This window comes from Agromyces sp. MMS24-K17 (genome assembly GCF_043950245.1).
GTDB lineage: Bacteria > Actinomycetota > Actinomycetes > Actinomycetales > Microbacteriaceae > Agromyces.
The window spans coordinates 2,702,923-2,729,743 of the sequence record NZ_CP171640.1; the positions used below are offsets into that span (position 1 = coordinate 2,702,923).

Here is a 26,821-nt window from a genome sequence, read left to right on the forward strand (position 1 = left end):
GCGCCCATCGGCGTCCCCGCAACCGTCGTCGCAGGCGTAGCGTGGAGCCATGAGTGCTGACACCGCCGGCGGCGAGTACGTCGCCGAGTTCATCGACGGGCCCCTCGAGGGCGACTTCGAGCGCCGCGCGCTGGTCGGCGGCGAGTCCGAACGGCGGGTCGGCATGGTCGCGGCGGTCGACGGACTCGAGTCGCTGTTCTGGTACGACGCCGTCGACGAGCGGACGGTCGGCGACGAACTGCGCGTGCGCTTCCGGTTCGACGCCGACGACTCCGACCCGGTCGAGTTCGACGAGGACGACAACGACTGACCCGACTCGGGTGCCGGCGGCGGCGGCGCCGCTGCGCGGCCTCCGGCGCTCCGCGTCCGCGCGGCCCGCTCAGCCCTCGGCTGCGCGCTCCTGGTCGGCCGTGAAGGCGCCGATGATCGCGAACGGGTTCGTCAGGCGCCAGATGGGGCCTGGGTCGTTCAGGTCGCTCGACACCTCGAGCGGTGAGGCGACCTCGCCGGACCCCGTGGGGATCGTGACGCGCCCGACCTCGCGCCCGGCGGGCGACGTGCGGATCTCGTCGACGCTGACGTCCGGCGTGCCGGTCGCACCCGACCAGCCGGCGCCCTGCCGGGTCGCCGTCGCGACGAGGTCGGCCTGGTCGCCCCAGGCCGTGCGCACGGTCGCGTACACCGACCCCTCGGTGATCAGGTCGACGGGGGCCGCCGCGGCCGTCACGCCGTCGACGGCGGTGCGGACGGCCGGGTCGAGGGTGTCGTAGTCGGGGATGAGCAGCATCGCGCCGACGAGCCGCACCGGGGTGCCGCCGTCGCTCGGCAGCGTGGTCGTGAACGCGTAGGTGAGCGCGGCCTGATCGGTGTAGCTGCGGGTCAGGGTGCGGATGCCCCGGTCCGCGAGGTGCCCGACGACGTCGGGGATGCTGCGCTGGCCGACCGCCGTCGATCCCGCTTCGTCGAGGATCGCGACGAGCTCCGGGTCCTGCATGGCGAGCGCGACCAGCCGGGAGAGCTCCTCGGCGTTGCCGACGTTGTCGCCCGACAGGCCCGTCGCATCGGCGACTCGAGTCGCGGTGAAGCCCTGCTCGGCGAGCCATCCGTTCGCCGCGGCGACGTACGGCTCGACCCCGCCGAACGCCCAGCGCGCGAGCGTGTCGGCGTGGTTGTTGCTCGAGGCGAGGAGGGCCGCGCGCACGACGTCGCGCTCCGACCACTTCTCGCCGGGCGACACCTGCAGCACCCGGGATCCTTCGTCGCGGTACCGCAGGTAGTCGGTGTAGTCGGCGGGGCCGATCGGGATGTCGGGACCGGCCTGGTCGGCCACCAAGGGCAGGGAGTCGAGCACGGTGAGCACGGTGACGAGCTTCGCGGCGCCGCCGATCGGCACGGCGCTGCCGTCGCCCGCGGTGGCGATCGTGCTCGGTTCGCCGGCCTCGTCGAGCACGGCGAGCGCAGACTGGCCGACCGCGGGAAGCGGGATCTCCGCCGGTGCGGGGGCAGTGGTCGCGGCGGCCGCCGGCGTCACCGCGGCGGCCGGAAGCGGTCCGAGCAGCATCGCCGGGCCGTAGACGCCGATGCCGAGGATCGCGAGCGTGCCGACGGCGATGCCGACGATGCGGCCGGGGGAGAGCACCATGTGCAACAGGCTAACCGCCCGGCCGGGGCGCCCCGGGCCACGGCGCGGGCTCAGGCCCAGCCGAGTTCGTGCAGTCGGTCGTCGTCGATGCCGTAGAAGTGCGCGATCTCGTGCACGAGGGTCACGTGGATCTCGTCGCGCAACTCGTCCTCGTCGTCGCAGATCGCCAGCAGCGGTTCACGGTAGAGGATGATCCGGTCGGGCATCTCGCCGAACCCGTAGCGGTCGCGCTCGGTGAGGGAGGTCCCGTCGTAGAGGCCGAGCAGGTCGAGCGAGCCGTCCTCCGGGCGGTCCTCCACGACGAACACGACGTTCTCGAGGCCGTCGACCATGTCGTCGGGCAGCAGGTCGAGCTCGTCCACGACGATCGCCTCGAAGGCCTCGGCATCCAGCTGCACGTCGCCTCCGATCTCGGCCATCCGATACGGATGCCCCGCCCGGACGGAGCCGGAGCGGGGCACTTGGGGTGAGTAACGGGGCTTGAACCCGCGACCTCCTGGACCACAACCAGGCGCTCTACCAACTGAGCTATACCCACCATGCGTCACGGAAGCTTGCGCGGCCGTGGCAACCCTCCGAGCTTACACCACGTCGGGGGCGAACTCTGACACGACGGTCGCTGCGATCGCCTGGAGCTCCTGGCTCGTGGGCCCGGGGTCGGCGACGAAGACGGCGCGCCGGTAGTACTCGAGCTCGCGGATCGACTCGAGGATGTCGGCGAGGGCCCGATGGCCGCCGTTCTTGGCGGGTGAGTTGAAGAACGCCCGCGGGAACCAGCGCTTCGAGAGCTCCTTGATCGAGGAGACGTCGACGTTGCGGTAGTGCAGGTGGGCGTCGAGGCGCGGCATGTACTTCGCGAGGAATGCGCGGTCGGTGCCGATGGAGTTGCCGGCCAGCGGGGCGCGCTGCTCCTCGGGCACGTGCTTCAGCACGTACTCGAGCACCTGGTACTCGGCGTCGGCCAGTGACACCCCGTTCGGGATCTCCTCGATCAGCCCCGACTGCGTGTGCATCTCCCGGACGAACTCGCCCATCGACGCCAGGGCGCTCGGGTCGGGCTTGATCACGATGCTGAAACCGGCGTCGACCGGCTTCAGGTCGTAGTCGGTGATGACGACGGCGATCTCGACCAGTTCGTCGACCTCGAGGTCGAGCCCGGTCATCTCGCAGTCGATCCAGACCAGTCGGTCGGTCGCTGATGCCATGGCGGCGAGTCTACCGGCAGGGTCCGACCCGGCCGCTGCGGCGCCCCCGGCAGGAATCGAACCTGCGACCGACAGATTAGAAGGCTGCTGCTCTATCCGCTGAGCTACGGGGGCCCTCGAGGCAAGCTTATCGAACCGCCGCCGTCGGCCTCGTCGGGGGCGCGGCCCGGCGCCCCGGTCAGCCCTCCGTCGGGATGTGCGGCTCAGGCGCGCCGCCGGCGGCCGTCGGGGCATCCGCCCCGTCGCGGGCGTCGCCCACGGCCGGCGAGTGGTCCGCGCCGCCCCGTCGTTCCACGGCGAGCCCGATGAGCGGGAACAGCAGCACCGACAGCATGCCCGCACCGACGAGCGCCGCCGCCACACCGGTCGACAGCGCGCCGTCGTCGACGCCGAGGCCGGTGACGGCGACGATGATCGGCAGGCCCGTGGCGCCGAGCAGGCCGATGGCGACGCGATCGCGTCGCGTCGCACCGGAGGGCGCAGCGAGGGTCGCGGGGATGCCCCGCACCACGAGCAGCAGCACGAGGAAGATCGGCAGCAGCGCGAGGGTCGCCGGCGAGGCGACGAGCGCCTCGAGGTCGAAGGTCACGCCCGTGAGGATGAAGAACACGGGCACCAGCAGGCCGTACCCGAGCGCCTCGAGCTTGCCCTCGATCGCCTCGACGTCGCGTTCGGGCGCACCGGCGAGCAGCAGGCGGAAGATGACGCCGGCGGCGAATGCACCGAGCAGCATGTCGAGGCCCAGCACCATGCTGAGGGCGATCAGCGCCACGAGGATCAGCACGACGAGCCGCACGGCGAACTGGCCGCTCGTGTGGAGCGTCGCGGTGATCACGGCGTGCAGACGGCGGCCCGCGCCGACTGCCGCGAGCCAGATCGCCCCGCCCGCGACCACGGCGAAGGCGATGAGGACCACCGTGGCGACGCCGGGATTCCGCCCGCTGAGGAACAGCGAGATCGCCAGCAGCGGGCCGAACTCGCCCACGGCGCCGATCGCGAGGACCGCGATGCCGAACGGCGTACGCAGGTGCCCGGCATCCCGCAGCACCGGCAGGAGCGTGCCGAGCGCCGTCGACGTGAGCGCGATGCCGATGAAGACGCCCGCGGCGCCGGGGGAGAGCAGCAGCCCGATCGCGACGCCGGCCGCGAGCGACACGAGCCAGCCGAGCGCGGCCCGGGTGAGCGGGCGTCCGCGGATCGCCCGGAAGTCGATCTCGTTGCCGGCGAGGAAGAAGAGCATCGCGAGCCCGAAGTCGCCGATCGCCTCGGTCAGCTCGCTCGGCTGGATCCAGCCCAGCACCGCCGGGCCCAGCAGCAGCCCGAGGACGATCTCGAACACGACGAGCGGGATCGCCGCCCAGCGGCCCGTGGCCCGCACGAGCAGCGGTGCGAAGACGGCGACGGCCGGGATGAGCACGAGCGTGCCGAGCGAGATGTCCATGGTCCCCCCAAGGCGGCCGCGACCGCGGCCTGACGCGATGCTAGTGCGCGGCGTCGCCGTCTCCGCCTGCCGCGGGACGTGTTGCGCCTCCGAAACATCCGCGCAGTATCGTCGACCCATGCGCGACCTCCAGGCCCAGATCATCGCCGAACTCAACGTCAGCCCCGAGATCGACCCCGCCGCCGAGGTGCGTCGACGCGTCGACTTCCTGAAGGAGTACCTCGTGGCCACGGGGGCCAAGGGACTCGTGCTCGGCATCAGCGGCGGGCAGGACTCCACGCTGGCGGGGCGACTCTGCTCACTCGCCGTCGCGGAGCTCGTCGCCGAGGGGCGGCCGACCCGGTTCGTCGCCGTCCGCCTGCCCTACGGGGTGCAGCGCGACGAGGCCGACGCGCAGCTCGCGCTCGGCTTCATCGACGCCCCCGAGACCGTGTCGTTCAACATCAAGGGCGGCGTCGACGGCCTCACGACCGACTTCGAGGCCGCGGTCGGCGCGCCGATCAGCGACTTCGGCAAGGGCAACGTGAAGGCGCGCCTCCGGATGGTCGCGCAGTACGGCCTCGCGGGGGAGGGGGCGCTGCTCGTCGTCGGCACCGACCACGCCGCCGAGGCCGTGACCGGCTTCTTCACGAAGTTCGGCGACGGCGGAGCCGACATCCTCCCGCTGACCGGCCTGACCAAGCGCCAGGGGCGCGACGTGCTCCAGCACCTCGGCGCCCCCGAGCAGCTCTACCTGAAGGTGCCGACCGCCGACCTCCTCGACCACGATCCCGGCCAGGCCGACGAGGCGAACCTCGGACTCGCCTACCGCGACATCGACGCGTTCCTCGAGGGCCGCGAGGTGGCCGACGAGGTGGCCGACGCGATCGAGCTGCGGTTCCTCCAGACGCGGCACAAGCGCACGGTGCCGGTCTCGCCGTTCGACGAGTGGTGGCTCGACGCCGACGGCGTCAGCTCGCCGAAGACGGCCTGGAGTCGCTGAGGTCGGCCGTCACGACGGGCGTCGGCGCGGTCCGCGTCGGCGGCTCCGACGAGCGCGCCGGCGGCTCGTAGGCGGCGGTGTCGCCGTACCGGTCGTGGTGCTGCTCGGCGACCCAGGTGTCCTGGGCCTCGACGAGGGCCGTCTCCGGCTCCTGGCGCTGCGTGCGCCAGCGGGCGAGGTCGTTCTGGAACTGCCGGCGCGTGCGCGACGGGTGGCGCTCCCAGTCCAGCATCCGGTCGCGGAACTCCGCCACGGCCGGGTCGAGCTGGTAGCCGAAGGTCGCCGAGGCGCGCTTCAGCTCGTGGAGCTGGTGCGCGGCCCAGTTCGCGGCGACGTCGGAGCCGCGGATCGGGAGGAGCCGCACGAGGATGTCGGCCTGGCCGACGGTGCGGTCGGCGAGCACCTGCTCCTGCGGGGTGAGCGAGTTCCAGACGGATGCCTCGGTCGCGGCATCCACCAGCGCGGCGATGGCCGCCGCCTTGGCCTCGCGGTCGCGCTGGGCGACCACCCGGCGGACCGCGCCGGACGCGATCCACGCGGAGAGCAGGCCGGCCGCCACGACGGCGAAGAACAGCACCACGGCTGCGAAGATGACGGGCCGCGCGGCCGCGGACGTGAGCCAGTCGATGAGGTCGTTCCACCACTCCATGCGCGTACGGTACCGCCGGCGGGGGCGGCGACCGGGTACCTCGCCCGGCGCGCCAACGGATCGGGGCCCGGCGACGTGTCGTCGACGGGCCCCGATCGGAGCGGATGGGTGAGCCGGCGCGGTGCGGCGACCCGGCGGGTCAGAGCCCGGTGCCGTGCACCGCGTAGGGCTCGATCGCCGAGATCTCGTCGGCGGTGAGCGGCTCGGCGTCGAGTGCGGCGACGTTCTGCTCGAGCTGGGCGACGCTCGAGGCGCCGATGAGCGCGCTCGTCACGAGCGGCTGGCGGAGCACCCACGACAGCGCGAGCTGCGCGAGCGTCTGCCCGCGGTCCGTCGCGATCGCGTCCAGCGCGCGAGCGCGCTCCAGGTACTGCTCGTCGATGCGGTCGGCCGTGAGGAACCGGCCCTGCGCTGCGCGCGAGTCGGCCGGCACGTCGCCGCCGAGGTAGCGGTCGGTCAGCAGGCCCTGAGCCAGGGGCGAGAACACGATGCTCGATGCGCCGACCTCGTCGAGGGCCTCGAACAGGCCGTCCTCGATGTGCCGGTCGAACATCGAGTAGCGCGGCTGGTGGATGGTCAGCGGCACGCCCTCGGCCGCCAGCGCCTCGGCCGCGCGTCGGGTCTGCTCGGGCGAGTAGTTCGAGATGCCCGCGTAGAGCGCCTTGCCCTGGCGCACGGCGTGCGCGAGCGCCCCCATCGTCTCCTCGATCGGCGTCTCGGGGTCGGGCCGGTGCGAGTAGAAGACGTCGACGTACTCGAGGCCGAGCCGCGACAGGCTCTGGTCGAGCGAGGAGAGCAGGTACTTGCGCGAGCCCCAGTCGCCGTAGGGGCCGTCCCACATGAAGTAGCCGGCCTTCGACGAGACGATGATCTCGTCCCGGTACGGCTTCAGGTCGCTCGCGATCAGGCGGCCGAAGTTCTCCTCGGCGCTGCCGGCGGGCGGGCCGTAGTTGTTCGCGAGGTCGAAGTGCGTGATGCCGAGGTCGAACGCGCGGCGGACGATCGCACGCTGGGTCTCGAGCGGGCGGTCGTGGCCGAAGTTGTGCCACAGGCCGAGCGAGAGTGCGGGGAGCTTCAGGCCGCTGCGGCCCACTCGTCGGTAGTCCATGGCGTCGTAGCGGTCGGAGGCGGCGAGATAGGTCATGCGGGTTAGCCTAGGACGATGGAGACATTCGTTCTGGCCGGCGGTTGCTTCTGGTGCCTCGACGCGGTGTACCGCACCCTGCGCGGCGTGGAGGACGTGGTCTCGGGCTACACGGGCGGCACGACGCCGAACCCGTCCTACGAGCTCGTGTGCACCGGATCGACGGGCCACGCCGAGGCCGTGAAGGTCGTGTTCGACCCGGCGGTGCTGCCCCGCGAGGTCGTGCTCGACGTCTTCTTCACGCTCCACGACCCGCGGCAGCTGAACCGCCAGGGCGAGGACGTCGGCACCCAGTACCGTTCGGCGATGTTCCCCTCCGATGACGCGCAGCGCGAGCTGTTCGAGGAGGCCCGCGAGCGCGCGGCCGACTGGTGGGACGGCGAGATCCTCACGACGATCGAGCCCCTCGGCGCGTTCTTCGACGCCGAGGAGTACCACCAGGACTTCTTCGCCAAGAACCCGGGCCAGGGCTACTGCCTCGCCGTCGCGGTGCCGAAGGTGAACAAGATCCGGCGTTCGTACGCCGAGTACGTGGTCGCCTGACCGCTCCTCGCTGGCCGCTCCTCGCCGACCGCTCCTCCCCACCGGGTCGGCTTCGGCCGGCACCCCACGGTTCCGCGACGGCCGCGGTCGGATGCCCCGCTCCACGTGGAGGCTCGGAGCACGCGGCATCCGGGGCGACCTCCGGCACGAGCGCTCCGGATGCCGCGAGCCGCCATCCCGGGCGGCGCCGACCGGAGGAGTATCCGATGAGCGACCTCATCACCATCACCGGCATCGTGGGCGGAGACCCGCGGCCGTTCACGACGAGCCAGGGGCTCGTCATCACCACGTTCCGGCTCGCCTCGACGCGCCGCTACTTCGACCGCGCGTCGGGGTCGTGGGAGAACGGCGAGACGAACTGGTACACCGTCTCGACGTTCCGCACGCTCGCCGACAACGTGGCGGCGTCGATCCGCCGCGGCCAGCACGTCGTCGTCCACGGGCGACTCAAGCTCCGCGCCTGGCAGGCGGGGAGAAGAGCGGCACGGCCGTCGAGATCGAGGCCGAGGCCGTCGGCCACGACCTGTCCTGGGGCATCACGACGCTGCGCCGCGTCGAGCCGGCTGCGCGTCCCGCGGCGGCCGACGCGTCCGCCGACGTCGAGGGCGACGAGGGCAGCGAGGGTATCGGTGGAGTCGGCGGCGACAGCCCCACGGACCGGGCGGATGACTCGGCCGGAGGCTCGGACGACGCCGATCTCCTCGCGGCCGCATCCCTGCTCGACGAGCCGCACGACGGCGAGGAGCCCTTCGACGACGAGGAGGCGGAGCCCGAGTTCGGGGCGTTCGCCCTCGCCGGCGCGGATCGCTGAGAAGCCGCCGCATGCCGTCCGCCCGGCCGGAGCCCACCGCATAGACTCGGCTCCGGGCGGACGGCTCCGCCGAAAGGGGATCCATGCGTCGGCGGCTCGGCACCACCGCGATCCCGGCGAGCGCCGGGATCGCGTTCCTGATCGTCCTCGCCCTGGCCGGGTGCACGGGCGGGTCGGCCGCACCGACGCCGACCCCCACCGATGCGGCGGGCGATCGGCCCACGCCGTCGAGCTCCACCGCACCCGTTGACGTGCCGATGCCGACCCTGGCACCCGACCTGTCGGCGACCGAGAACCTCCCCTACTTCGACTACGTGAACGCCGGGGTGGTCGCGGCGAACGCCGGGGCGAACGGGCGGGCCTTCATCGACGCGCTCGTGGCCGGCGGCTTCGACAAGGCGAAGATGCAGGTCACGAGCGACACCACCACCCTGGACACGCCTGCCGACTCGATCCAGTTCTCGGTCGAGTTCCAGGGCGAGTGCCTCGTCGGCCAGTACGGGCCGGCGTCCGGCGGGTACCACGGCGCCGTGCGTCCGCTGCTCGGAACCGGTCGCTGCCTGGTCGGGCAGACCGTCCCCATAGACTGGTAGGGACATGGCAGATTACATCTACTCGATGGTTCGCGCCCGCAAGGCGGTCGGCGACAAGGTGATCCTCGACGACGTCACGATGGCGTTCCTCCCCGGCGCGAAGATCGGCGTCGTCGGTCCGAACGGCGCGGGCAAGTCGACGATCCTCAAGATCATGGCGGGCCTCGACCAGCCGTCCAACGGCGAGGCTCGGCTCACGCCGGGCTACTCGGTCGGGATCCTCATGCAGGAGCCCGTGCTCGACGAGTCGAAGACCGTGCTCGAGAACGTCCAGGAGGGCGTCGGCGAGATCAAGGGCAAGATCGACCGGTTCAACGAGATCTCGGCCGCGATGGCCGACCCCGACGCCGACTTCGACACGCTGCTCGCCGAGATGGGCAAGCTGCAGGAGGACATCGACGCCGCCGACGCGTGGGACCTCGACTCCCAGCTCGAGCAGGCGATGGACGCCCTGCGGTGCCCGCCGAGCGACACCATCGTGTCGGTGCTCTCGGGCGGTGAGAAGCGACGCGTCGCCCTCTGCAAGCTCCTGCTGCAGAAGCCCGACCTGCTCCTCCTCGACGAGCCCACGAACCACCTCGACGCCGAGAGCGTGCTCTGGCTCGAGCAGCACCTGGCGAAGTACCCCGGTGCCGTGCTCGCCGTCACGCACGACAGGTACTTCCTCGACCACGTCGCGGAGTGGATCTGCGAGGTCGACCGGGGCCGTCTCTATCCCTACGAGGGCAACTACTCCACCTACCTCGAGAAGAAGGCCGAGCGCCTCGAGGTCCAGGGCAAGAAGGACCAGAAGCTCCAGAAGCGACTGAAGGACGAGCTCGAGTGGGTCCGCTCGAACGCCAAGGGCCGTCAGGCGAAGTCGAAGGCCCGTCTCGCCCGCTACGAGGAGATGGCAGCCGAGGCCGACCGCACGCGGAAGCTCGACTTCGAGGAGATCCAGATCCCGCCGGGCCCGCGCCTGGGCGACGTCGTGCTCGAGGTCAAGAACCTCGAGAAGGGCTTCGGCGACCGCAAGCTCATCGACAAGCTCTCGTTCTCGCTGCCCCGCAACGGCATCGTCGGCATCATCGGCCCGAACGGCGTCGGCAAGTCGACGCTGTTCAAGACGATCGTCGGCTTCGAGCCGGTCGACGCGGGCACCGTGAAGGTCGGCGAGACCGTGAAGATCTCGTACGTCGACCAGTCGCGCACCGGCATCGACCCGAACAAGAACCTGTGGGAGGTCGTGTCCGACGGGCTCGACTACATCCAGGTCGGCAAGACCGAGGTGCCGAGCCGCGCCTACGTCTCCACGTTCGGCTTCAAGGGCCCCGACCAGCAGAAGAAGGCCGGCGTGCTCTCGGGCGGTGAGCGCAACCGGCTCAACCTCGCGCTCACGCTCAAGCAGGGCGGCAACCTCCTGCTCCTCGACGAGCCCACGAACGACCTCGACGTCGAGACGCTGTCGAGCCTCGAGAACGCGCTGCTCGAGTTCCCCGGCTGCGCCGTCGTGATCACCCACGACCGGTGGTTCCTCGACCGCATCGCGACGCACATCCTCGCGTACGAGGGCACCGACGAGAGCCCGGCCGACTGGTACTGGTTCGAGGGCAACTTCGAGGCGTACGAGGCGAACAAGGTCGACCGGCTCGGCGCCGATGCGGCGAAGCCGCACCGGTCGACCTACCGCAAGCTCACCCGCGACTGACCCCATGCGCCTGCACGTGCCGATCCCGCTCCGCTGGGGCGACCTCGACGCGTACGGGCACGTGAACAACGCCCGGATGCTGAGCCTCCTCGAGGAGGCTCGCATCCAGGCGTTCTGGGTGTCGGACGACACCTCCGAGCACGCCGCCGGTGCGACGACCGCCGTGATCGACGCGAGCCCCGGCACGTCGACGTTCACGCTGATCGCCCGGCAGGAGGTCGAGTACCTCGCGCCGATCCCGTACAGTCGGCTGCCGCTCGACGTCGAGCTCTGGATCGGCCGGATGGGCGGCGCGAGCCTCGACGTCTGCTACGAGGTCTACTCGGCCGAGGGGGCGGAGCCCCGGGTGCTGCACACGCGAGCGGCGACGACGATCGTGCTCGTCGAGGCGGCCTCCGGCCGCCCACGGCGGATCACGCCGCACGAGCGCAGCGCGTGGGAGCCGTACCTGGCCGACCCGATCGAGTTCCGCCACCGCTGAGCGCCCGCAACCCCTCGCGCCCCGGGCCCGGCCCGGCCGGTGGTCGGTCGGTCAGCCGGTCGGCCGGCTCAGTCCAGCGGTTCGTCGCTGAACGACCCCTCCCACACCGCGCGGGAGCCGGCCTCGCCGATCTGGATGAGGTTCCACGTCGCCCCGGCGCCGACGACGACCGCCGCGACCGTCAGGACCGCACTCGCGGCGATCACCGCGCCCCGGCCGACCGTCCGGCCCCGGCGGCGGGACACCAGCTCCACGATCGCCCAGGCCGCGAGCGCGACGCCGACGACGGCGAGGCCGATCGCCCACGGCATGAGCCCCTGGCCCTTGGTGGTGTGGTCCTGGATGAGCGGGGTGGCGGGCACGCGGGCCTGGAGCCATTCGCCTGCCGACACCGTCAGCTGCACGAGCGGCACCAGGGCGATCGCGGCGAGCGAGACCGGGATCCAGAGCACGCGGCGCGCCGCCGGCCACGCCCCGACGACGACGAGCATGACGGAGACGAGCGGGATCGCGACGATGGTCGCGTGCACGACGAGCACGTGCAGCGGGAGCCCGGCGAACTCGTAGTCCATGGGTCAGGCTCCGGCGACGATGCGGTCGCCGTCGACCTTGACGGCGATCGAGGGGAGCGGCTTCAGCGCGGGTCCGTTGAGTACCTCGCCGGTGGCCGCGTCGAATTTCGAGCCGTGGCACGGGCAGTCGAACTCCGCGCCCTTCGGGGCGACGACGCAGCCCTGGTGGGTGCAGATGGCGCTGAAGGCCACGACCTGGCCGGCGGTCGGCTGCGCGAGCAGCGCGTCCTGCCCGTCGATCGTGACGCTGATGCTGCCGCCGACGGGGACGTCGGCGAGTGCGGCGATCTCGATTCCGGTCGCGGGCGAGGAGGCGTCCCCGGACGGGGCCGAGGTGTCGGGTGACGGGTCGGTCGAGGCATCCGCACCGTCGTCGGGCGACGGACTCGACCCGGCGGGATCGTCGGCCGCACAGCCGGCGAGCAGCAGGGCGCCGCCGACCGCTCCCGTTCCGCCGATGGTCAGGATCGTGCGCCGCGTGAGTTCCGTGGCTTCCGTCATCGTCGACCGCCTCTCGTCGGACCGCGCCCGCCGCGGTGCCCCGGTGCCCATTCTGGAGCATCGGCCGGTGCGGCTCGCCGATGCACAGGATTCATTCAGACGAATGCTTCGGGGTCGGGGAGGCGGATCATCCCCTCCTGCGCGACGCTCGCGACGAGCGTGCCGTCGGGCGTGTAGATGCGCCCGAGCGAGAGCCCGCGACCGCCGCCCGCGGAGGGCGACTCCTGGGTGAACAGCACCCACTCGTCGGCCCTCGCGTCGCGGTGCCACCACATGGCGTGGTCGAGGCTCGCGATCTTCAGGCCGGGGGTCGCCCACGCGACGCCGTGCGCGCGCAGGATCGGCTCGAGGATCGAGTAGTCGCTGGCGTAGGCGAGGGCCGCGCGGTGCAGCTTCGGGTCGTCGGGCAGGCGCCCGACGGCGCGCATCCACACGGCCTGCCGCGGCACCCGCTCGCCGTCGACGCGGAGGTAGATCGGCGACGGCACGTGCCGCACGTCGAAGGCGCGCTCATTCGACCAGTGGCGCGCCACGTCGTGGTCGATACGGCCGAGCACCTCGGCCGCCGTCGGCAGGTCGTCGGGCCCGGGCAGGTCGGTCGGCATCTCGACCTGGTGGTGCACGCCGTCGTCGACGGTCTGGAACGAGGCGATGAGCGAGAGGATCGGCTGGCCGTGCTGGAACGCCTGCGTGCGGCGCGTCGAGAACGACCGCCCGTCGTGGATCCGGTCGACGGCGAACGTGATCGGATGGTTCACGTCACCGGGCCGCAGGAAGTACCCGTGCATCGAGTGCAGCGCGCGGTCGTCCTCGACCGTGCGGGTCGCGGCGACCAGCGACTGCGCCAGCACCTGCCCGCCGAACACGCGTCCGCGGGGCATCCACTGCGACGGACCGGTGAAGATGTCCTCCGAGGTCCGCGCCCCCGTGTCGGTGAGTTCCAGCGTGCTCAACAGGCCTTCGAGCGGGCTCGTCATCCGTTCCTCCGTTCGCGGCAGCGCGTCGCCGCGCCGGAGAAGCGGCCTCCAGCGGAGGCACAGGCGCTCCGTTGGTAGTTTAGACAGGCGATGGTCGAGCACTTCACCCTCGCCGACGGCCTCTCGCTCGGCGACCTCCATACCTACCTGCAGCGCGCGGGGCGCGTCGACGACGGTTCCGTGCGGCTGATCGCCGGCAACGGCATCCTCGCGGTGTACACCGCGATCCTGTATCCGCGCGGCATCCTCGACGAGACGCCGACGGTGCTGGGGCTGCGCACCTTCGCCCTCACCGACACCGAGGACTTCGACTCGGTCGTGCCGATGCGCTCGCTCGTCGACCGCATCGTGCGCGCGCGGGCGGAGCTCGCGGAGCGCCCCGAGGGCTCCGAGGCGGGGCCGGTGCGGATGTCCCGCCCGCACGAGGTGAGCACCGTCACGTGGGCCGGCATCTCGCCGCCGCGCGGCGGCTGGCGCGCGCTCGGGCAGACCGACGCGCTCACGCTGGAGACGGCCGCCCGCGCCGGCATCGAGGAGGTCGCCGAGGCGATCCCGGCGGGCACGGGCGAGCAGCTGGTGCAGCGGGTGAGGTCGGAGGTCTGGGGCCGCGAGATCGCCGGGCTCGAGTACGTGCCCGCGGGCGCCGCGTTCGCCGCCGTCAGCCTCGGCTTCCTCGGCGACGACCCGATCGGCGTCTTCGAGACCGGTCCCTGGACACGGCTCAGCTCACGCCGCGGCCACGTGCTGGTCCGCCGTCGGGCGTGGAGCCTCAAGGCCTGAGGCTCGCCGAGGCATCCGCCCGAGGCATCCAGCCCGGGGCATCCGCCCGAACCCGTTGTGCGAGCCGGGTGTGCGGGGCCGTTTCTCGACGCATCCGCCCCGTCGACGCGTGCCGGGCGCGGCCGCACGTGCGGCCGCGCCCGGCACGCAGGTCACCCGCGCGCGATCGCCCGCCCCGCCGTCCGGCCGGTGAAGAGGCAGCCGCCGAGGAAGGTGCCCTCGAGGGCCCGGTAGCCGTGCACGCCGCCGCCGCCGAAGCCCGCGGCTTCCCCGACCGCGTAGAGGCCGGGCACGGGCGCGCCGTCGCTGCCGAGTGCGCGTGCGTCGAGGTCGGTCTGGATGCCGCCGAGCGTCTTGCGGGTCAGGATGTGCAGCTTCACCGCGATGAGCGGGCCGGCGCCGGGGTCGAGGATGCGGTGCGGCGTCGCGACGCGGATCAGCTTGTCGCCGCGGTACCGGCGCGCCGAGCGGATCGCGGCGAGCTGCAGGTCCTTCGAGAACTCGTTGTCGAGCTCCCGGTCGCGGGCGAGGATCTCGCGCTCGACGGCCTCGGTGTCGAGCGGGGCGTCGCCCGAGAGGTCGCGCATGCCCTCGAGCAGCTCCGGGAGGGTGTCGGCCACGACGAAGTCCACCCCGTGCTGCTTGAACGCCTCGACCGGCCCGGGCGCGCCCGACTTCACGCGCTGGGCGAGGAGCTTCAGGTCCTTCCCGGTGAGGTCGGGGTTCTGTTCGCTGCCCGAGAGCGCGAACTCCTTCTCGATGATCTTCTGGGTGAGCACGAACCACGAGTGGCCGTAGCCGGTGTGCGAGAGGTGCTCGAGCGTGCCGAGCGTGTCGAACCCGGGGAACAGCGGCACCGGCAGGCGCTTGCCGGTGGCGTCGAACCAGAGCGACGACGGGCCGGGCAGGATGCGGATGCCGTGCGAGGGCCAGATCGGGTCCCAGTTCGTGATGCCCTCGGTGTAGTGCCACATCCGGTCGGAGTTCACGAGACGGGCGCCCGCCTGCTCGGCGATCGGCAGCATGCGCCCGTCGACGTGCGCGGGCACGCCCGAGAGCATCTCGGCGGGCGGGGTGCCGAGCCGCTCGGGCCAGAACTTGCGCACGAGCTCCTGGTTGCCGCCGATGCCGCCGGAGGCGACGACGACCGCCGGGGCGCGCACCTCGAACTCGCCGACGGCGTCGCGGTTGCTCGCCTCGCCGCGGGCGGCGTCGTCGTCGGCGAGGACCGTGCCGCGCACGCCGACGACGGCGCCGTCCTCCACGATGAGCTCGTCGACGCGGTGGCGGTGCCGCAGGTCGACGAGCCCGGCGGCCGCCCCCGCCCGCACGCGGGCGACGAACGGCGCCAGCACGCCCGGACCCGTGCCCCACGTGATGTGGAACCTGGGCACCGAGTTGCCGTGCCCGACCGGGGCGCCCGCCCCGCGCTCGGCCCAGCCGACGACCGGGAAGAAGCTCACGCCCTTCTCGCGGAGCCAGGCGCGCTTCTCGCCGGCGGCGAACTCGAGGTACGCCTCGGCCCACTTGCGGCCCCACTCGTCCTCGTCGTCGCGGTCGAACCCGGCGGTGCCGGCCCAGTCCTGGCGGGCGAGGTCGATCGAGTCCTTCACGCCCATGCGGCGCTGCTCGGGCGAGTCGATGAGGAACAGGCCGCCGAACGACCAGTGCGCCTGGCCGCCGAGGCTCGCCGCCGGCTCCTGCTCGACGATCACGACGTGCTTGCCGGCGTCGACCAGCTCGGACGCGGCGACGAGGCCGGCGAGGCCGGCGCCGACGATGATCGCGTCGGGGGTGCGGTCGGGGGAGGGTGCTGCCACTTGGGGACTCCTTCGTCGTGGGGCAGGGGTGGGGGAATGCGGCCGGTCGGCCGGCGGTGCCGGCGGGTCAGTCCTCGAAGGTGTTCACCATCGCGAACGCGGCGCGCTGCAGGTAGTCCCACAGCGTCTCCTCGGCGAGCGGGGGAGCTCGAGCGAGTCGACCGCGCGGCGCATGTGGGCGAGCCACCGGTCGCGGGCGTCCGGGTTGACCTTGAACGGCTGGTGGCGCAGGCGCAGGCGGGGGTGACCGCGTTCCGCGCTGTACGTGCCGGGGCCGCCCCAGTACTGCTCGAGGAAGAGCTGCAGGCGCCGCTTCGCGGGCCCGAGGTCCTCCTCGGGGTACATGGGCTTCAGCACCGGGTCGTCGGCGACGCCCCGGTAGAACTCGTCGACGAGCCGTTCGAAGGTCGCGCTGCCGCCGACCTGCTCGTAGAAGGACGCGCCGAGCGCGGCGCCGTGCTCGCTGCCGCGCAACGGCACGGCCGCGGGCGGCACGGCGGACGTCCGCGATGCGTCGGATGCGTCGGGCCGGGCGGATGCCTCGGTCGGGTGCGACTCGGTCACGGGGTGCCTCCGGTCGGGGGAGTCTGGGGCGGCGTGCGCGGCGCCTTCGGTGCCTTCGGGTTCTTCGGCGCGCGCTTCGCGCCCGGAGCGGTCGGGATGCCCGGCTCGCCGTTCGCCATGACGGCGTTCGGGGCCGTCTTCGGCGGGCGCGAGCCCTTCACGCGGGTGGCGCCGTCGAAGCCGCTGAGGACCACGGCGTTGAGGCTCGGCAGCTGCACGTCCATGGCGTCGAGCGAGCGCTTGAGCCGCATCCGCAGCTCGCGGGCGATGTCGTCCTTCGCGGACGTGCGCACCTTCATGACGATGCGGGTGACCATCGCCTCGGCGGAGATCGACTCGAGGCCCCAGATCTCGGGCTTCTCGAGCACCCGGGAGCGCCACTTCGACGACTGCGCCAGCTCGGTGGCCGTGCGCAGCATCTCCGCCTCGACGGCGTCGATGTCGGCGTCGTACGGCACGGCGAGGTCGATGATGACCCGCGACCAGCCCTGCGACATGTTGCCGACGCGGAGGATCTCGCCGTTCCGCACGAACCACAGGGTGCCGTTCACGTCGCGCACCGTCGTGATGCGGATCCGCACCTCCTCGACGATGCCGGTCGCGGGGCCGAGGTCGACGACGTCGCCGACGCCGAGCTGGTCCTCGACGACCATGAAGATGCCGTTGAGCGAGTCCTTGACGATGTTCTGCGCTCCGAAGCCGAGGCCCGCGCCGATCGCGGCCGACAGCAGCGCGAACGAGCCGAGGATCTCCGCGTTGATCGTCGCGACGATCATGAGCGTGACGACGATGAACAACGTCACGTTCACGATGTTCGACAGCACCGAGCCGAGCGTCCTGGTGCGCTGCACGACGCGCACGGCGGCGAGCGGCGACGCCTGGAGGGCCTGCGTGTCGGTGACGTCCTGCTTGCGCTTGACGCCAGAGACGACGCGGGTGACGACCCGGTCGATGACGAAGTGCAGGATCCAGCGGATCAGCAGGGCGACGCCGATGATCACGAGGATCGAGACGGTCTTGCCGAGGAAGACGCCCCAGTTCTCGGCCCACCACCCGGCGAGCCCGGTCCAGAACCCCGCGTCGAGCGGGGTCTCCTCTGCTGGCACGTGCATGGTCGGAGAGTCTAGTTCGCGGCGGCTGGGAGCTCGGTCGGACCCGTCGTCGCGGAGGCGTCGACGGCGCGCGCCGCGAGCGCACGCTCGAGGTCGGCGAGCTGCTCCGACACGAGGCGGTGCAGCGGCGCCGGCTCGGGGTTCGCCTCGAGCCAGGCGCGGGTCAGCGTGGCGAGCTCCGGGTCGACGAGCGCGGCCGGGTAGAGCCGGCGCACGACGATGGAGGCCATGGTGAAGCTCCGCTCCGACCAGGTGCGCTGGAGCAGCGAGAAGTAGCGGCGCACGTTCGACCGCAGCAGCGATGCGGGCTTCGCGCGCTGCCAGCCCTCGGCGATCGCCCGCGCCAGGTCGTTCGACAGCGTGCCGTCGGTGGCGACCCGCTCCCACGCCGCATCCTTCACGGCCTGGTCGGGGCGGGCGGCCCGCGCCGTCTCGGCGAGCTGGCGACCCTTGGCCGTCTCGTCGAGGGCGAGCGCCGCGTCGATCTCGGCGTCGTCGGCGGCGCCGAGCGCGGCGCGGGCGATGACGATCTCCCACCGCAGGTCGAGGTCGACCTCGAGGCCGTCGAAGGCGATCGACCCGTCGGCGAGCGAGGCGAGCACGTGGGCGTGCGCCGTCGTCGCCGCGAGGCGCGTGAACGCCTTCGTGAACTGCAGCTGCGCGTCGGAACCGGCGTCGGCGAGTTGCGCCTGCGCCCACACCGCGTCGCCGGCCTCCGCGGCGAGCCGGTCCTTCCGGCCCTCGTCGACGTAGCGCCCGAGCGCGAACTCGAGCCGGGTGAGGGCGAGCGATCGCGCCGCGGATTGGGTCTCGCGGCCGACCGAGCCGAGCACGAGCCGCACGAAGTCGCGGGCGGGGAGCTCGGCGTCGCGCACCGCGTCCCACGCCGAGCCGAGCACGACGGCCCGGGCGACCGGGTCGGCGATGTCCGCGAGGTGGTCGACGGCGGTGCGGAACGACCGCTCGTCGAGGCGCACCTTCGCGTAGGTGAGGTCGTCGTCGTTGACGAGGAGCAGGTCGGGGGCGGTGAGCCCGACGAGGTCGGGCACGGGCGTGGACGGCCCGTCGACGTCGAGCTCGATGCGCTCGGTCCGCACGAGGGCGTCGCCGTCGCGCCGGTAGCAGCCGATCGCGAGCCGGTGCGGTCGCAGGGTCGGATGCGTCGCCGCGGCGGTCTGCTCGACCGTCGCGGACGTGATCGTGCCCGAGCCGGTCCCAGTGGACACCGTCGTCTCGACCACCGCACGCAGGGTGTTGACGCCCGCGGTCTCGAGCCACAGCTCGCTCCAGCGGGTGAGGTCGCGGCCGCCGGCCGCCTCGAGCTCGTCGAGGAGGTCGCGCAGCGTCGCGTTGCCGCCCGCGTGGCGGGCCAGGTACGCGCCCACGCCGCGCTGGAACGCGTCGAGCCCCACCCATGCGACGAGCTGCTTCAGCACCGAGGCGCCCTTGTCGTAGGTGATGGCGTCGAAGTTCACCTCGACGTCGCCGAGGTCGTCGATGTCGGCGACGATCGGATGCGTCGAGGGGAGCTGGTCCTGCTCGGCGGCGTGCGTCTTCTCGTCGCTCGCGAACGTCGCCCAGACGCCCGTGAACTCGGTGACCTGCGACGTCGCGAGGGTCGACGCCCACGTCGCGAACGACTCGTTCAGCCAGAGGTCGTTCCACCATTGCATCGTCACGGCGTTGCCGAACCACATGTGGCTGAGCTCGTGCAGCACGACGATCGCCCGCTGCTCGCGGCGCGCGTCGGACACGCGCGACCGGAACAGGTAGCCCTCGTTGAACGTGACGGCGCCGACGTTCTCCATGGCGCCCCAGTTGTACTCGGGCACGAACACCTGGTCGTACTTGCCGAACGGGTACGGCACGCCGAACGCCCGCTCGTAGAACGCGAGCCCGGCCTGCACGGTGCCGAACATCATCTCGGGGTCGGCGTACTGCGCGAGCGATGCGCGCGTGAAGAGGCCGAGCGGCACGTCCCGGCCGTCGACGCTCCGGGCGCTGCCGCGCCACGACGCGTACGGCCCGGCGATGATCGCGACGATGTAGCTGGAGATGACCGGCCCGGTCTCGAAGGACCAGACGGCGGCGGATGCCTCGGCCGGTACCGGTCCCGGTGCGGGCGTCGGCGCGTTGGTCAGCACGGTCCAGTGCGCGGGCGCGGTGATCGTGAACCGCACGCCGGCCTTGAGGTCGGGCTGGTCGAACACGGCGTACACGCGGTTCGCCTCGGCGACGGCGAACTCCGTGTAGAGGTACGCCTCGCCGTCGACCGGGTCGACGAAGCGGTGCAGCCCCTCGCCGGAGTTCGTGTAGGCGTTCGTGGCGACGACGCGCAGCTCGTTCTCGGCGGCGAGGCCGTCGAGCACGATGCGGAACCCGTCGGAGGCCACGGCCGGATCCAGCACCCGTCCGTTGAGCACGAGCTCGTGCACCGCCGCCGTCGTCGCCTCGATGAAGGTCGAGGCACCGGGCGTCGCGCGGAACCGCACGACGGTCTCGGAGCGGAACACCTCGTCGCCGGTGAGGTCGAGCACGACCTCGTACGCGGCGTCGGACACGACCGAGGCGCGCGCCTCGGCCTCGGTGCGGGTGAGGGCCGGCCGTGGCATCCGGGCTACTCCGCCGTGCCCTGCGCGTCCCGCGCCTGCGCGGCGAGCGCCCGCTCGACGCCGGCGACGTTCTCGACGATCAGGCGGCGCAGTGCCGGCGACGCGTCGGCGTGCGACTCGAGCCAGGCGTGGCTCGCGTCGACGAGGTCGCGGTTCGCGAGCGGCGACGGGTAGAGCAGCTCGACGAGCTTCTCGGCGATCGCGTAGCTGCGCTCCTCCCAGACCCGCTCGAGCATGTCGAAGTACGGGCCGACGAAGGGGGCGAGCAGCGACGTGTCGTCGGCGCGGAGGAAGCCGGCCGCCGTCGTGCGCACGACCGAGTTCGTCGCGGTGTCGACGTCGAGCAGCGACGACCAGGCGCGCGCCTTGCCGTCGGCGGTCGGGATCGCGGCACGCGCGTGCGCCGCCGACTCCTGGCCGGTCGCGGTCTGGTCGGTCGCGAGGCGCGCGTCGATCTCGGCGTCGCCCGCGCGACCCGCGGCCACGAGCGCGTACAGCAGCTCCCAGCCGAGGTCGGTGTCGACCTCGAGGCCCTCGAGCGTCACCGAGCCGTCGAGGAGGCCGGCGATGCGGTCGGCCTTCGTGCCGGCCTCGGCGAGGGCGGCAGCCGCCTTGGCGAACTGGAACTGCGCGTCGCCGCCGGCCTCGGCCTGCTCGGCGAGCGCCCAGAAGCCGTCGGCGAGGCGGGCACGGGCCGCGGTGCGCTTCCCCGGTACGACGTACGAGCTCGCGGAGAGGATCGCGTTCGCGATGATGATGCGCAGCGTCGTCGACTCGGTCTCGCTCGCGACGTTGCCGAGCACGAGGTCGAGGTAGTCGCTCGCGGCGGTCTCGCCGTCGCGGGTCGCGTCCCACACGCTGCTCCACACGAGCGCGCGTGCCAGCGGGTCGCTGATCGCCGACAGGTTCGCGAGGGCGAAGCGGTGGGATGCCTCGTCGAGGCGGATCTTCGCGTAGGCGAGGTCGTCGTCGTTGAGCAGGACCAGGTCGGGGCGGGCGAGGCCGACGAGCTCCGCGACCTCGGTGCGCTCGCCTGCGACGTCGAGCTCGACGCGGTGCTCGCGCACGAGCGCGCCGTCGACGAGGTTGTAGAAGCCGATCGCGAGGCGGTGCGGGCGGATCGTCGGGTGCTCCGCCACGGCCGACTGGAGCACGGCGAACGACGTGATCGTGCCCGCCTCCTGCCCGTCGAGCCCCGTCGAGACCTCGAGCTCGGGGCGCAGCGTGTTCACGCCGGCCGTCTCGAGCCACACCTGCGACCACTCCGAGAGCTCGCGGCCGCTCGCGACCTCGAGCTCGGCGAGCAGGTCGGCGAGGGTCGTGTTGCCCCAGGCGTGCTTCTTGAAGTACGCCGACACGCCCGCGAAGAACGCGTCGATGCCGACCCACGCGACGAGCTGCTTCAGCACCGAGCCGCCCTTGGCGTACGTGATGCCGTCGAAGTTCACCATGACGTCCTCGAGGTCGTTGATGACCGCGGAGATCGGGTGCGTCGAGGGGAGCTGGTCCTGGCGGTACGCCCAGCTCTTCTCCATCGAGTTGAACGTGGTCCAGGCGTGCACCCATTCGGTGGCCTCGGCCGTGGCGATGGTCGACGCCCACTCGGCGAACGACTCGTTCAGCCAGAGGTCGTTCCACCACTTCATGGTGACGAGGTCGCCGAACCACATGTGCGCGAGCTCGTGCAGGATCGTGACGACGCGGCGCTCCTTGATCGCGTCGGTCACCTTGGAGCGGAACACGTACACCTCGGTGAAGGTGACCGCGCCCGCGTTCTCCATCGCGCCCGCGTTGTACTCGGGCACGAAGAGCTGGTCGTACTTGTCGAACGGATACGGCACGTCGAACTTGTCCTCGAAGTACGCGAAGCCCTGCTTCGTCTTCTCGAAGATGTAGTCGGCGTCGAGGTACTCGGTGAGGCTCTTGCGGCTGAACACCCCGAGCGGGATGGTGCGGCCGTCGCTCGAGGTGAGCTCGTCGCGCACGACGTCGTACGGGCCGGCGATGAGCGCGGTGATGTAGCTCGAGATGCGCGGGGTGGCCCCGAACGCCCAGGTCGCGACCTCGGCACCGTCGGCGTCGGCGCCGGCCGGGGTCGGCTCCGGCGTCGGCTGGTTCGACACGACCTGCCAGTGCGCGGGCGCCGTCACCGTGAAGCGGAACGCCGCCTTCAGGTCGGGCTGCTCGAACACGGCGAACATGCGGCGCGAGTCGGGCACCTCGAACTGGGTGTAGAGGTACACCTCGCCGTCGGCGGGGTCGACGAAGCGATGCAGGCCCTCGCCGGTGCGCATGTAGCGGCCGTCGGCGACGACGACGAGCTCGTTCTCCTCGGCGAGGCCGGGCAGCTGGATGCGCACGCCGTCGCTCACCTCGGCCGGGTCGAGCGCGACGCCGTTCAGGGTGACCGAGTGCACGGCCGCGGTGATCGCGTCGATGAACGTCGCAGCACCCGCCTCGGCGGCGGCGAACCGCACGGTCGTGGTCGAGCGGAACACGTCGGGCCCGGTCGTCACGTCGAGCACGACGTCGTAGTCGTGGACGGTGACGAGGGCCGCGCGCTCGGCGGCTTCGATGCGGGTGAGGTTCTCTCCGGGCACGTGGACTCCAGTCGATTCGAGCGGATGCGGCGTCGCCGGCTTCTGGCCGGGCGCACCGCGAACCAGCCTAGGCGAGGGGCCGCGCCCGGGGCATCCGTCGCGTCCCTAGACTTGCTCCCATGCGCATCCACATCGCGACCGACCACGCCGGCCTCGAGTTCTCCCGGACCCTCGTCGACCACCTGACGAACGGCGGCCACGAGGTCGTCGACCACGGGCCGACCGGGTACGACCCGCTCGACGACTACCCGGCCTTCTGCATCAACGCGGCGCTCGCGGTCGCCCGCGACCAGGCGGCCGGCACGCAGGCCCTGGGCATCGTCTTCGGCGGCTCGGGCAACGGCGAGCAGATCGCCGCGAACAAGGTCGACGGCATCCGCGCCGCGCTCGTGTGGAGCATGGACACCGCGATCCTCGCCCGCCAGCACAACGACGCGAACGTCATCTCGATCGGCGCCCGCCAGCACACCGTCGAGGAGGCGATCCGCTACATCGACGCGTTCATCGCCGAGCCGTTCTCGGGCGACGAGCGGCACGTGCGCCGCATCGCGCAGCTCGCCGAGTGGGAGCGCACCGGCGACATCGCCGGCAAGGGCGTCGACGTCGAGGCCTGACCCGTGCCCGAGGGTCACTCCGTCCACCGCATCACCCGGCAGTTCGACCGCAACTACGTCGGGCACGTCGTGCGCGCCTCCAGCCCGCAGGGCCGGTTCGCCGCGGGTGCGGCCGAGCTCGACGGGCGGCGGATGCTCGACGCCCGCGCCGTGGGCAAGCAGATGTTCCTCGAGTTCGACGGCGACGTGTGGCTCCGGGTGCACCTCGGCATGTACGGGGCATGGGACTTCGCCGGGGAGATCCTCATGGACGCGACGATCGCGTCCGCCAACGGGCGCATGGGGCAGACGAACCAGCGCGGCACGGTCCTCGAGCACCCGGCCCTCGAAGGCACCGCCCTCGAGGGGTCCGCGTTCGACGGGCCCAACCCCGACGCGGTCGTGTTCGACGCCGCCGGCGAGAACTCGCTGCACTCGATCGGCGCACCCCGGCGCACCCGCCTGCGCATGTCCGAGTCCGAGAAGGAGGGGAACGGGCTCGACGCCTTCCCGCCCGAGCCGATCGGCCAAGTGCGGGTGCGCCTCCTCACCGACACCATCTGCGCCGACCTGCGCGGCCCGACCGCGTGCGAGGTCCTCGACCCCGTGCAGGTCGAGGCCGTCATCGCGAAGCTCGGGCCCGACCCGCTGCTCGACGGCGGGCCGGAGGCCGAGCACCGCTTCGTCGACGCGGTCCGCCGCCGCAACGTGGCCATCGGGCTGCTGCTCATGGACCAGTCCGTCGTCTCCGGCATCGGCAACGTGTACCGCGCCGAACTCCTGTTCCGCGCCGGGCTCAACCCGCACACCCCGGGCCGCAAGGTCCCCGAGGAGACCGTGCGCGAGCTCTGGCACGACTGGTCGCGGCTGCTGCGCATCGGCGTCGAGACCGGCCAGATGATGACGATGGACGACCTCGACCCCGAGGCGTACCGTGCCGCCATGGCCAGCCGCGACGACCGGCACTGGGTGTACAAGCGCGAGGGCCTGCCCTGCCGGGTCTGCGGCACGCACATCGTCCTCGAGGAGATGGGCGGGCGGAAGCTCTACTGGTGCCCGAAGGACCAGGCGTAACCGGTGGTCGAGTAGCGAAGGTATCGAGACCAGGAGACCCATGCGACAGAACCCGAGCTTCACCCTCGCGAGCGAGGAGGGCGTCAAGCGCCTCCTCCGCGAGCACCCCTGGATGACGATCGTGAGCGCGACGGATGCCTCGGGCCTCGTCGCCAGCCACTACCCGGTGCTCCTCGACGAGGACGCCTCCGGCATCGTCCTGCTCACCCACGTCGGCCGCCCCGACGAACTCCTGCACGAGCTCGGCCGGCACGAGGTGCTCGTCATCGCGCAGGGTCCGCACGGGTACGTCTCGCCCGGCTGGTACGGCACGAGCCCCGGGGTGCCCACCTGGAACTTCGTCGTCGCGCACCTGCACGGCACGCCCGAGATCCTCACCGACGAGGAGAACCTGCGCGTGCTCGAAGCGCTCGTCGACCACTTCGAGGATCCGCTGCCCGAGCCGATGCGCATGCGCGGCACCCTCGAGAACTCCCAGTACGCCGACCGGATCGCATCGGGCACCGTGGGCCTGCGCATCCCGATCACCCGCTTCACCGCGAAGAGCAAGCTGAGCCAGAACAAGCCCGACGAGGTCGTCGACCGCGTCCTGGTCGAACTCGACGGCGACGGGCCGTACGCCAACGCCGCGCTCGCCGAGGAGATGCGCCGCACGCACGACGCGCTCCGTGCCGCCCGTGCGGCGCAGGCGGCCGCCCCGACCGCGCCGGCGCCGGCCGACGGCGCCCGGACGGCCGGAGCGTGACGGGCGCCGCGCCGGCGCGCGGCACCGGGCCCGCGCCCGCGCCCGCCGACCCGCTGCTGCTCGAGGGCGCGCGCCTCCCCGGTGCCGCCGAACCGGTCGACGTCCTCCTCGTCGAGGGCCGCATCGCCGAGGTGCTCCCGCACGGCGTCGCACCGGCCTCCGCGGCCGCCGCCCGTGCCGAACGGGTCCGCCTCGCCGGCCGCTGGCTCGTGCCGGGCCTCCACGACCGCCATGTGCACGCCTCGCAGTGGGCGATGGTCTCCCGCCGGCTCGACCTCGCCGGGGCGGGGTCCGCCGCGGCCGCCGCGGCGCTCGTCGAGGCATCCGTCGCCGCCGGAGCGACCGAGGTCATCGGGTTCGGCTACCGCGACGGGCTCTGGGCCGATGCACCCCGCCGCGACCTGCTCGACCGCGTCTCGGGCGACGTGCCCGTCGTGCTCGTGGCCGCCGACCTGCACGCCTGCTGGGTGAACTCCGCCGCCGCCCGTCGCCACGGCGTCGGCGACGCCGCGGGGGAATCGGGCATCCTCCGGGAGGACGACTGCTTCCGCCTCGTGCGCGGCCTCGACGACATCGCCGACGACGTGCTCGACGCATGGGTCGCCGAGGCCGCCGCACGCGCCGCCGCCCGCGGCGTCGTCGGCGTCACCGACTACGAGATGCGCTGGAACCGCGACGACTGGGCCCGCCGCGCCGCCGGCGGCGCCTTCCCCCTGCGGGTCGCGTTCGGCATCTACCCGCAGCACCTCGACCGCGCGCTCGCCGAGGGCCTGCGCACCGGCGACCTCGTCGAGGGCACCGGCGGGCTCGTCGCCGTGGGCGGCGCGAAGGTCATCACCGACGGATCGTTGAACACCCGCACCGCCTGGTGCTTCGACCCGTACCCCGGCCTCGACCACCACGAGCACCCGTACGGGCTCGCGACCGTGCCCTACGAGGACCTCGTGCCACACCTGCGCCGCGCCCACGCCGGAGGCATCGCCCCGGCCGTGCACGCCATCGGCGACCGTGCCAACGCGCGCGTGCTCGACGTCCTCGAGGCCGTCGAACCGACCGGTTGGCACGGCCGCGCCTCCATCGAGCACGCCCAGCTCCTCCGCCGCGAGGACGTCGAGCGCTTCGCGCGCCTCGGCGTCGTCGCGAGCGTGCAGCCCGAGCACGCCATGGACGACCGCGACGTCGCCGACCGGTACTGGGCCGGCCGCACCGACCGCGCGTTCATGCTCGCCGAGTTGCAGGCCGCCGGCGTCGAGCTCGCCCTCGGCTCCGACGCACCCGTCGCCCCGCTCGACCCGTGGGTCGCGATCGCCGCGGCCGTGGGGCGGTCGCGGGACGGACGCGAGCCGTGGCATCCCGAGCAGGCCATCGACGTGCGGGCCGCGATCGCCGCGTCGACCGGCGGAGCGGGCCCGGAGGTCCGGGTCGGCGGTCGCGCCGACCTCGCCGTGCTCGACGCCGACCCGTACGCCGCATCCCTCGACGGGCTGCGCGCGATGCCGGTCGCCGCCACCCTCGTGGGCGGCCGCATCCGGCACGCCGCGATCGGCTGAGGCGCGCCGCGGGGGATAACCCCCGCCTGCATCCGGTCGGCGGCCGGATGGGTCGGCCGGGGCCGTCCGGCGAGGCTGGAGGCATGCCCGGATCGGGTCGACATGCCGCCTGTCCGGCATCGCGATCCGCGGGCGTGCGACGA

At 72.5% G+C, this 26,821-nt stretch carries 25 protein-coding genes, 2 tRNA genes and 1 pseudogene; 12 read left to right on the forward strand and 16 right to left on the reverse strand.

The genetic code is table 11. The features are described from left to right. Positions 1-49: 49 nt before the first annotated feature. The gene (locus ACGGZK_RS12300) at positions 50-310 is read left to right on the forward strand and encodes a hypothetical protein (RefSeq protein ID WP_395242940.1); all 261 of its coding nucleotides are present in this window, start codon (positions 50-52) and stop codon (positions 308-310) included. Between the two features lie 69 nt (positions 311-379). Here ACGGZK_RS12300 and ACGGZK_RS12305 read toward each other — a convergent pair whose 3' ends face one another. From ACGGZK_RS12305 to ACGGZK_RS12330, 6 genes are all read right to left on the reverse strand, one after another. Next, positions 380-1,642: a hypothetical protein gene (locus ACGGZK_RS12305; protein WP_395242941.1), complete on the reverse strand. Its 1,263-nt coding sequence runs from the start codon at positions 1,640-1,642 to the stop codon at positions 380-382. Positions 1,643-1,692: 50 nt separating this feature from the next. After that, the gene (locus tag ACGGZK_RS12310) at positions 1,693-2,061 is read right to left on the reverse strand and encodes a metallopeptidase family protein (RefSeq protein WP_395242942.1); all 369 of its coding nucleotides are present in this window, start codon (positions 2,059-2,061) and stop codon (positions 1,693-1,695) included. Positions 2,062-2,104: 43 nt separating this feature from the next. Continuing rightward, positions 2,105-2,180 (reverse strand) — tRNA-His (locus ACGGZK_RS12315). 43 nt (positions 2,181-2,223) lie between these two features. Then, positions 2,224-2,847, reverse strand: coding sequence for an oligoribonuclease (gene orn, locus ACGGZK_RS12320; RefSeq protein WP_395242943.1), 624 nt, complete (start codon positions 2,845-2,847; stop codon positions 2,224-2,226). A 41-nt stretch (positions 2,848-2,888) separates the two neighbouring features. Beyond that, positions 2,889-2,961, reverse strand: a tRNA-Arg gene (locus ACGGZK_RS12325). A 64-nt stretch (positions 2,962-3,025) separates the two neighbouring features. Next, a complete protein-coding gene (locus tag ACGGZK_RS12330) occupies positions 3,026-4,288 on the reverse strand; it encodes a cation:proton antiporter (RefSeq protein ID WP_395242944.1) in 1,263 nt (420 codons plus the stop codon). Between the two features lie 118 nt (positions 4,289-4,406). Between ACGGZK_RS12330 and nadE the strand changes: the two genes are divergently transcribed. Continuing rightward, the gene (gene nadE / locus ACGGZK_RS12335; protein ID WP_395242945.1) at positions 4,407-5,270 is read left to right on the forward strand and encodes an ammonia-dependent NAD(+) synthetase; all 864 of its coding nucleotides are present in this window, start codon (positions 4,407-4,409) and stop codon (positions 5,268-5,270) included. Here nadE and ACGGZK_RS12340 read toward each other — a convergent pair. Together ACGGZK_RS12340 and ACGGZK_RS12345 are read right to left on the reverse strand one after the other, a co-directional pair. Next, on the reverse strand, positions 5,239-5,919 hold the full coding sequence (locus tag ACGGZK_RS12340) for a hypothetical protein (protein WP_395242946.1): 681 nt from the start codon (positions 5,917-5,919) through the stop codon (positions 5,239-5,241). The genes nadE and ACGGZK_RS12340 overlap by 32 nt on opposite strands. Positions 5,920-6,058: 139 nt before the next feature. Continuing rightward, a complete protein-coding gene (locus ACGGZK_RS12345) occupies positions 6,059-7,063 on the reverse strand; it encodes an aldo/keto reductase (protein WP_395242947.1) in 1,005 nt (334 codons plus the stop codon). Between the two features lie 18 nt (positions 7,064-7,081). Between ACGGZK_RS12345 and msrA the strand changes: the two genes are divergently transcribed. The 5 genes from msrA (at position 7,082) to ACGGZK_RS12370 (ending at position 11,178) form a co-directional block, all read left to right on the forward strand. Next, positions 7,082-7,606 carry a peptide-methionine (S)-S-oxide reductase MsrA gene (gene msrA / locus ACGGZK_RS12350; protein WP_395242948.1) on the forward strand — a complete coding sequence of 175 codons (525 nt, stop codon included), beginning with the start codon at positions 7,082-7,084 and terminating at the stop codon, positions 7,604-7,606. Between the two features lie 206 nt (positions 7,607-7,812). Continuing rightward, the gene (locus tag ACGGZK_RS12355; RefSeq protein ID WP_395242949.1) at positions 7,813-8,667 is read left to right on the forward strand and encodes a single-stranded DNA-binding protein; all 855 of its coding nucleotides are present in this window, start codon (positions 7,813-7,815) and stop codon (positions 8,665-8,667) included. Beyond that, positions 8,570-9,010 (forward strand): DUF6993 domain-containing protein, encoded by a 441-nt coding sequence (locus ACGGZK_RS12360; protein WP_395246079.1) that lies wholly within the window; start codon positions 8,570-8,572, stop codon positions 9,008-9,010. The genes ACGGZK_RS12355 and ACGGZK_RS12360 overlap by 98 nt, the downstream gene beginning before the upstream one ends. Positions 9,011-9,014: 4 nt before the next feature. Beyond that, on the forward strand, positions 9,015-10,697 hold the full coding sequence (gene ettA, locus ACGGZK_RS12365; protein WP_395242950.1) for an energy-dependent translational throttle protein EttA: 1,683 nt from the start codon (positions 9,015-9,017) through the stop codon (positions 10,695-10,697). Positions 10,698-10,701: 4 nt separating this feature from the next. Beyond that, positions 10,702-11,178 carry an acyl-CoA thioesterase gene (locus tag ACGGZK_RS12370; protein WP_395242951.1) on the forward strand — a complete coding sequence of 159 codons (477 nt, stop codon included), beginning with the start codon at positions 10,702-10,704 and terminating at the stop codon, positions 11,176-11,178. A 68-nt stretch (positions 11,179-11,246) separates the two neighbouring features. On the opposite strand, the gene ACGGZK_RS12375 is transcribed toward ACGGZK_RS12370, so the two are convergent. The 3 genes from ACGGZK_RS12375 to ACGGZK_RS12385 form a co-directional block, all read right to left on the reverse strand. Continuing rightward, complete coding sequence (locus ACGGZK_RS12375) at positions 11,247-11,750, reverse strand: hypothetical protein (RefSeq protein ID WP_395242952.1); 504 nt, start codon at positions 11,748-11,750, stop codon at positions 11,247-11,249. 3 nt (positions 11,751-11,753) lie between these two features. Next, positions 11,754-12,251, reverse strand: coding sequence for a ubiquinol-cytochrome c reductase iron-sulfur subunit (locus ACGGZK_RS12380; protein WP_395242953.1), 498 nt, complete (start codon positions 12,249-12,251; stop codon positions 11,754-11,756). A 95-nt stretch (positions 12,252-12,346) separates the two neighbouring features. After that, positions 12,347-13,228 (reverse strand): acyl-CoA thioesterase, encoded by an 882-nt coding sequence (locus tag ACGGZK_RS12385; protein ID WP_395242954.1) that lies wholly within the window; start codon positions 13,226-13,228, stop codon positions 12,347-12,349. Between the two features lie 90 nt (positions 13,229-13,318). On the opposite strand from ACGGZK_RS12385, the gene ACGGZK_RS12390 reads away from it, so the two are divergent. Next, complete coding sequence (locus ACGGZK_RS12390) at positions 13,319-14,008, forward strand: hypothetical protein (RefSeq protein ID WP_395242955.1); 690 nt, start codon at positions 13,319-13,321, stop codon at positions 14,006-14,008. 152 nt (positions 14,009-14,160) lie between these two features. Here ACGGZK_RS12390 and ACGGZK_RS12395 read toward each other — a convergent pair whose 3' ends face one another. The 5 genes and pseudogenes from ACGGZK_RS12395 to pepN (ACGGZK_RS12415) form a co-directional block, all read right to left on the reverse strand. Beyond that, positions 14,161-15,828, reverse strand: coding sequence for an FAD-binding dehydrogenase (locus ACGGZK_RS12395; RefSeq protein WP_395242956.1), 1,668 nt, complete (start codon positions 15,826-15,828; stop codon positions 14,161-14,163). A 67-nt stretch (positions 15,829-15,895) separates the two neighbouring features. Then, positions 15,896-16,302, reverse strand: a pseudogene (locus ACGGZK_RS12400) (globin). An 86-nt stretch (positions 16,303-16,388) separates the two neighbouring features. Next, a complete protein-coding gene (locus ACGGZK_RS12405) occupies positions 16,389-17,504 on the reverse strand; it encodes a mechanosensitive ion channel family protein (protein ID WP_395242957.1) in 1,116 nt (371 codons plus the stop codon). A gap of 11 nt (positions 17,505-17,515) precedes the next feature. Continuing rightward, positions 17,516-20,116, reverse strand: coding sequence for an aminopeptidase N (gene pepN, locus ACGGZK_RS12410; RefSeq protein ID WP_395242958.1), 2,601 nt, complete (start codon positions 20,114-20,116; stop codon positions 17,516-17,518). Positions 20,117-20,121: 5 nt separating this feature from the next. Then, positions 20,122-22,716 carry an aminopeptidase N gene (gene pepN, locus ACGGZK_RS12415; RefSeq protein WP_395242959.1) on the reverse strand — a complete coding sequence of 865 codons (2,595 nt, stop codon included), beginning with the start codon at positions 22,714-22,716 and terminating at the stop codon, positions 20,122-20,124. 119 nt (positions 22,717-22,835) lie between these two features. Between pepN (ACGGZK_RS12415) and ACGGZK_RS12420 the strand changes: the two genes are divergently transcribed. Genes ACGGZK_RS12420 through ACGGZK_RS12435 form a run of 4 tightly spaced genes read left to right on the forward strand, consistent with a single transcriptional unit; the run spans position 22,836 to position 26,678 of the window. Next, entirely contained in the window at positions 22,836-23,330 is a 495-nt protein-coding gene (locus ACGGZK_RS12420) for a ribose-5-phosphate isomerase (protein ID WP_395242960.1), read from the forward strand. Positions 23,331-23,333: 3 nt separating this feature from the next. Beyond that, on the forward strand, positions 23,334-24,383 hold the full coding sequence (locus tag ACGGZK_RS12425) for an Fpg/Nei family DNA glycosylase (protein ID WP_395242961.1): 1,050 nt from the start codon (positions 23,334-23,336) through the stop codon (positions 24,381-24,383). 40 nt (positions 24,384-24,423) lie between these two features. After that, positions 24,424-25,128 (forward strand): FMN-binding negative transcriptional regulator, encoded by a 705-nt coding sequence (locus ACGGZK_RS12430; RefSeq protein ID WP_395242962.1) that lies wholly within the window; start codon positions 24,424-24,426, stop codon positions 25,126-25,128. Then, entirely contained in the window at positions 25,125-26,678 is a 1,554-nt protein-coding gene (locus ACGGZK_RS12435; protein ID WP_395242963.1) for an amidohydrolase, read from the forward strand. The genes ACGGZK_RS12430 and ACGGZK_RS12435 overlap by 4 nt, the downstream gene beginning before the upstream one ends. Positions 26,679-26,821: the final 143 nt, after the last annotated feature.

Excerpts from the sequence above, each read along its gene's own strand:
- ACGGZK_RS12390 (WP_395242955.1), top strand. The coding sequence starts at position 13,319 with ATGGTCGAGCACTTCACCCTCGCCGACGGCCTCTCGCTCGGCGACCTC.
- ACGGZK_RS12420 (WP_395242960.1), top strand. The coding sequence starts at position 22,836 with ATGCGCATCCACATCGCGACCGACCACGCCGGCCTCGAGTTCTCCCGG.
- pepN (WP_395242958.1), bottom strand. The coding sequence starts at position 20,116 with ATGCCACGGCCGGCCCTCACCCGCACCGAGGCCGAGGCGCGCGCCTCG.
- ACGGZK_RS12375 (WP_395242952.1), bottom strand. The coding sequence starts at position 11,750 with ATGGACTACGAGTTCGCCGGGCTCCCGCTGCACGTGCTCGTCGTGCAC.
- ACGGZK_RS12430 (WP_395242962.1), top strand. The coding sequence starts at position 24,424 with ATGCGACAGAACCCGAGCTTCACCCTCGCGAGCGAGGAGGGCGTCAAG.
- ACGGZK_RS12370 (WP_395242951.1), top strand. The coding sequence starts at position 10,702 with ATGCGCCTGCACGTGCCGATCCCGCTCCGCTGGGGCGACCTCGACGCG.
- ACGGZK_RS12405 (WP_395242957.1), bottom strand. The coding sequence starts at position 17,504 with ATGCACGTGCCAGCAGAGGAGACCCCGCTCGACGCGGGGTTCTGGACC.
- ACGGZK_RS12310 (WP_395242942.1), bottom strand. The coding sequence starts at position 2,061 with ATGGCCGAGATCGGAGGCGACGTGCAGCTGGATGCCGAGGCCTTCGAG.
- orn (WP_395242943.1), bottom strand. The coding sequence starts at position 2,847 with ATGGCATCAGCGACCGACCGACTGGTCTGGATCGACTGCGAGATGACC.
- ACGGZK_RS12380 (WP_395242953.1), bottom strand. The coding sequence starts at position 12,251 with ATGACGGAAGCCACGGAACTCACGCGGCGCACGATCCTGACCATCGGC.
- ettA (WP_395242950.1), top strand. The coding sequence starts at position 9,015 with ATGGCAGATTACATCTACTCGATGGTTCGCGCCCGCAAGGCGGTCGGC.
- ACGGZK_RS12385 (WP_395242954.1), bottom strand. The coding sequence starts at position 13,228 with ATGACGAGCCCGCTCGAAGGCCTGTTGAGCACGCTGGAACTCACCGAC.
- ACGGZK_RS12340 (WP_395242946.1), bottom strand. The coding sequence starts at position 5,919 with ATGGAGTGGTGGAACGACCTCATCGACTGGCTCACGTCCGCGGCCGCG.
- msrA (WP_395242948.1), top strand. The coding sequence starts at position 7,082 with ATGGAGACATTCGTTCTGGCCGGCGGTTGCTTCTGGTGCCTCGACGCG.
- ACGGZK_RS12330 (WP_395242944.1), bottom strand. The coding sequence starts at position 4,288 with ATGGACATCTCGCTCGGCACGCTCGTGCTCATCCCGGCCGTCGCCGTC.
- ACGGZK_RS12345 (WP_395242947.1), bottom strand. The coding sequence starts at position 7,063 with ATGACCTATCTCGCCGCCTCCGACCGCTACGACGCCATGGACTACCGA.
- nadE (WP_395242945.1), top strand. The coding sequence starts at position 4,407 with ATGCGCGACCTCCAGGCCCAGATCATCGCCGAACTCAACGTCAGCCCC.
- ACGGZK_RS12305 (WP_395242941.1), bottom strand. The coding sequence starts at position 1,642 with ATGGTGCTCTCCCCCGGCCGCATCGTCGGCATCGCCGTCGGCACGCTC.
- ACGGZK_RS12300 (WP_395242940.1), top strand. The coding sequence starts at position 50 with ATGAGTGCTGACACCGCCGGCGGCGAGTACGTCGCCGAGTTCATCGAC.
- ACGGZK_RS12355 (WP_395242949.1), top strand. The coding sequence starts at position 7,813 with ATGAGCGACCTCATCACCATCACCGGCATCGTGGGCGGAGACCCGCGG.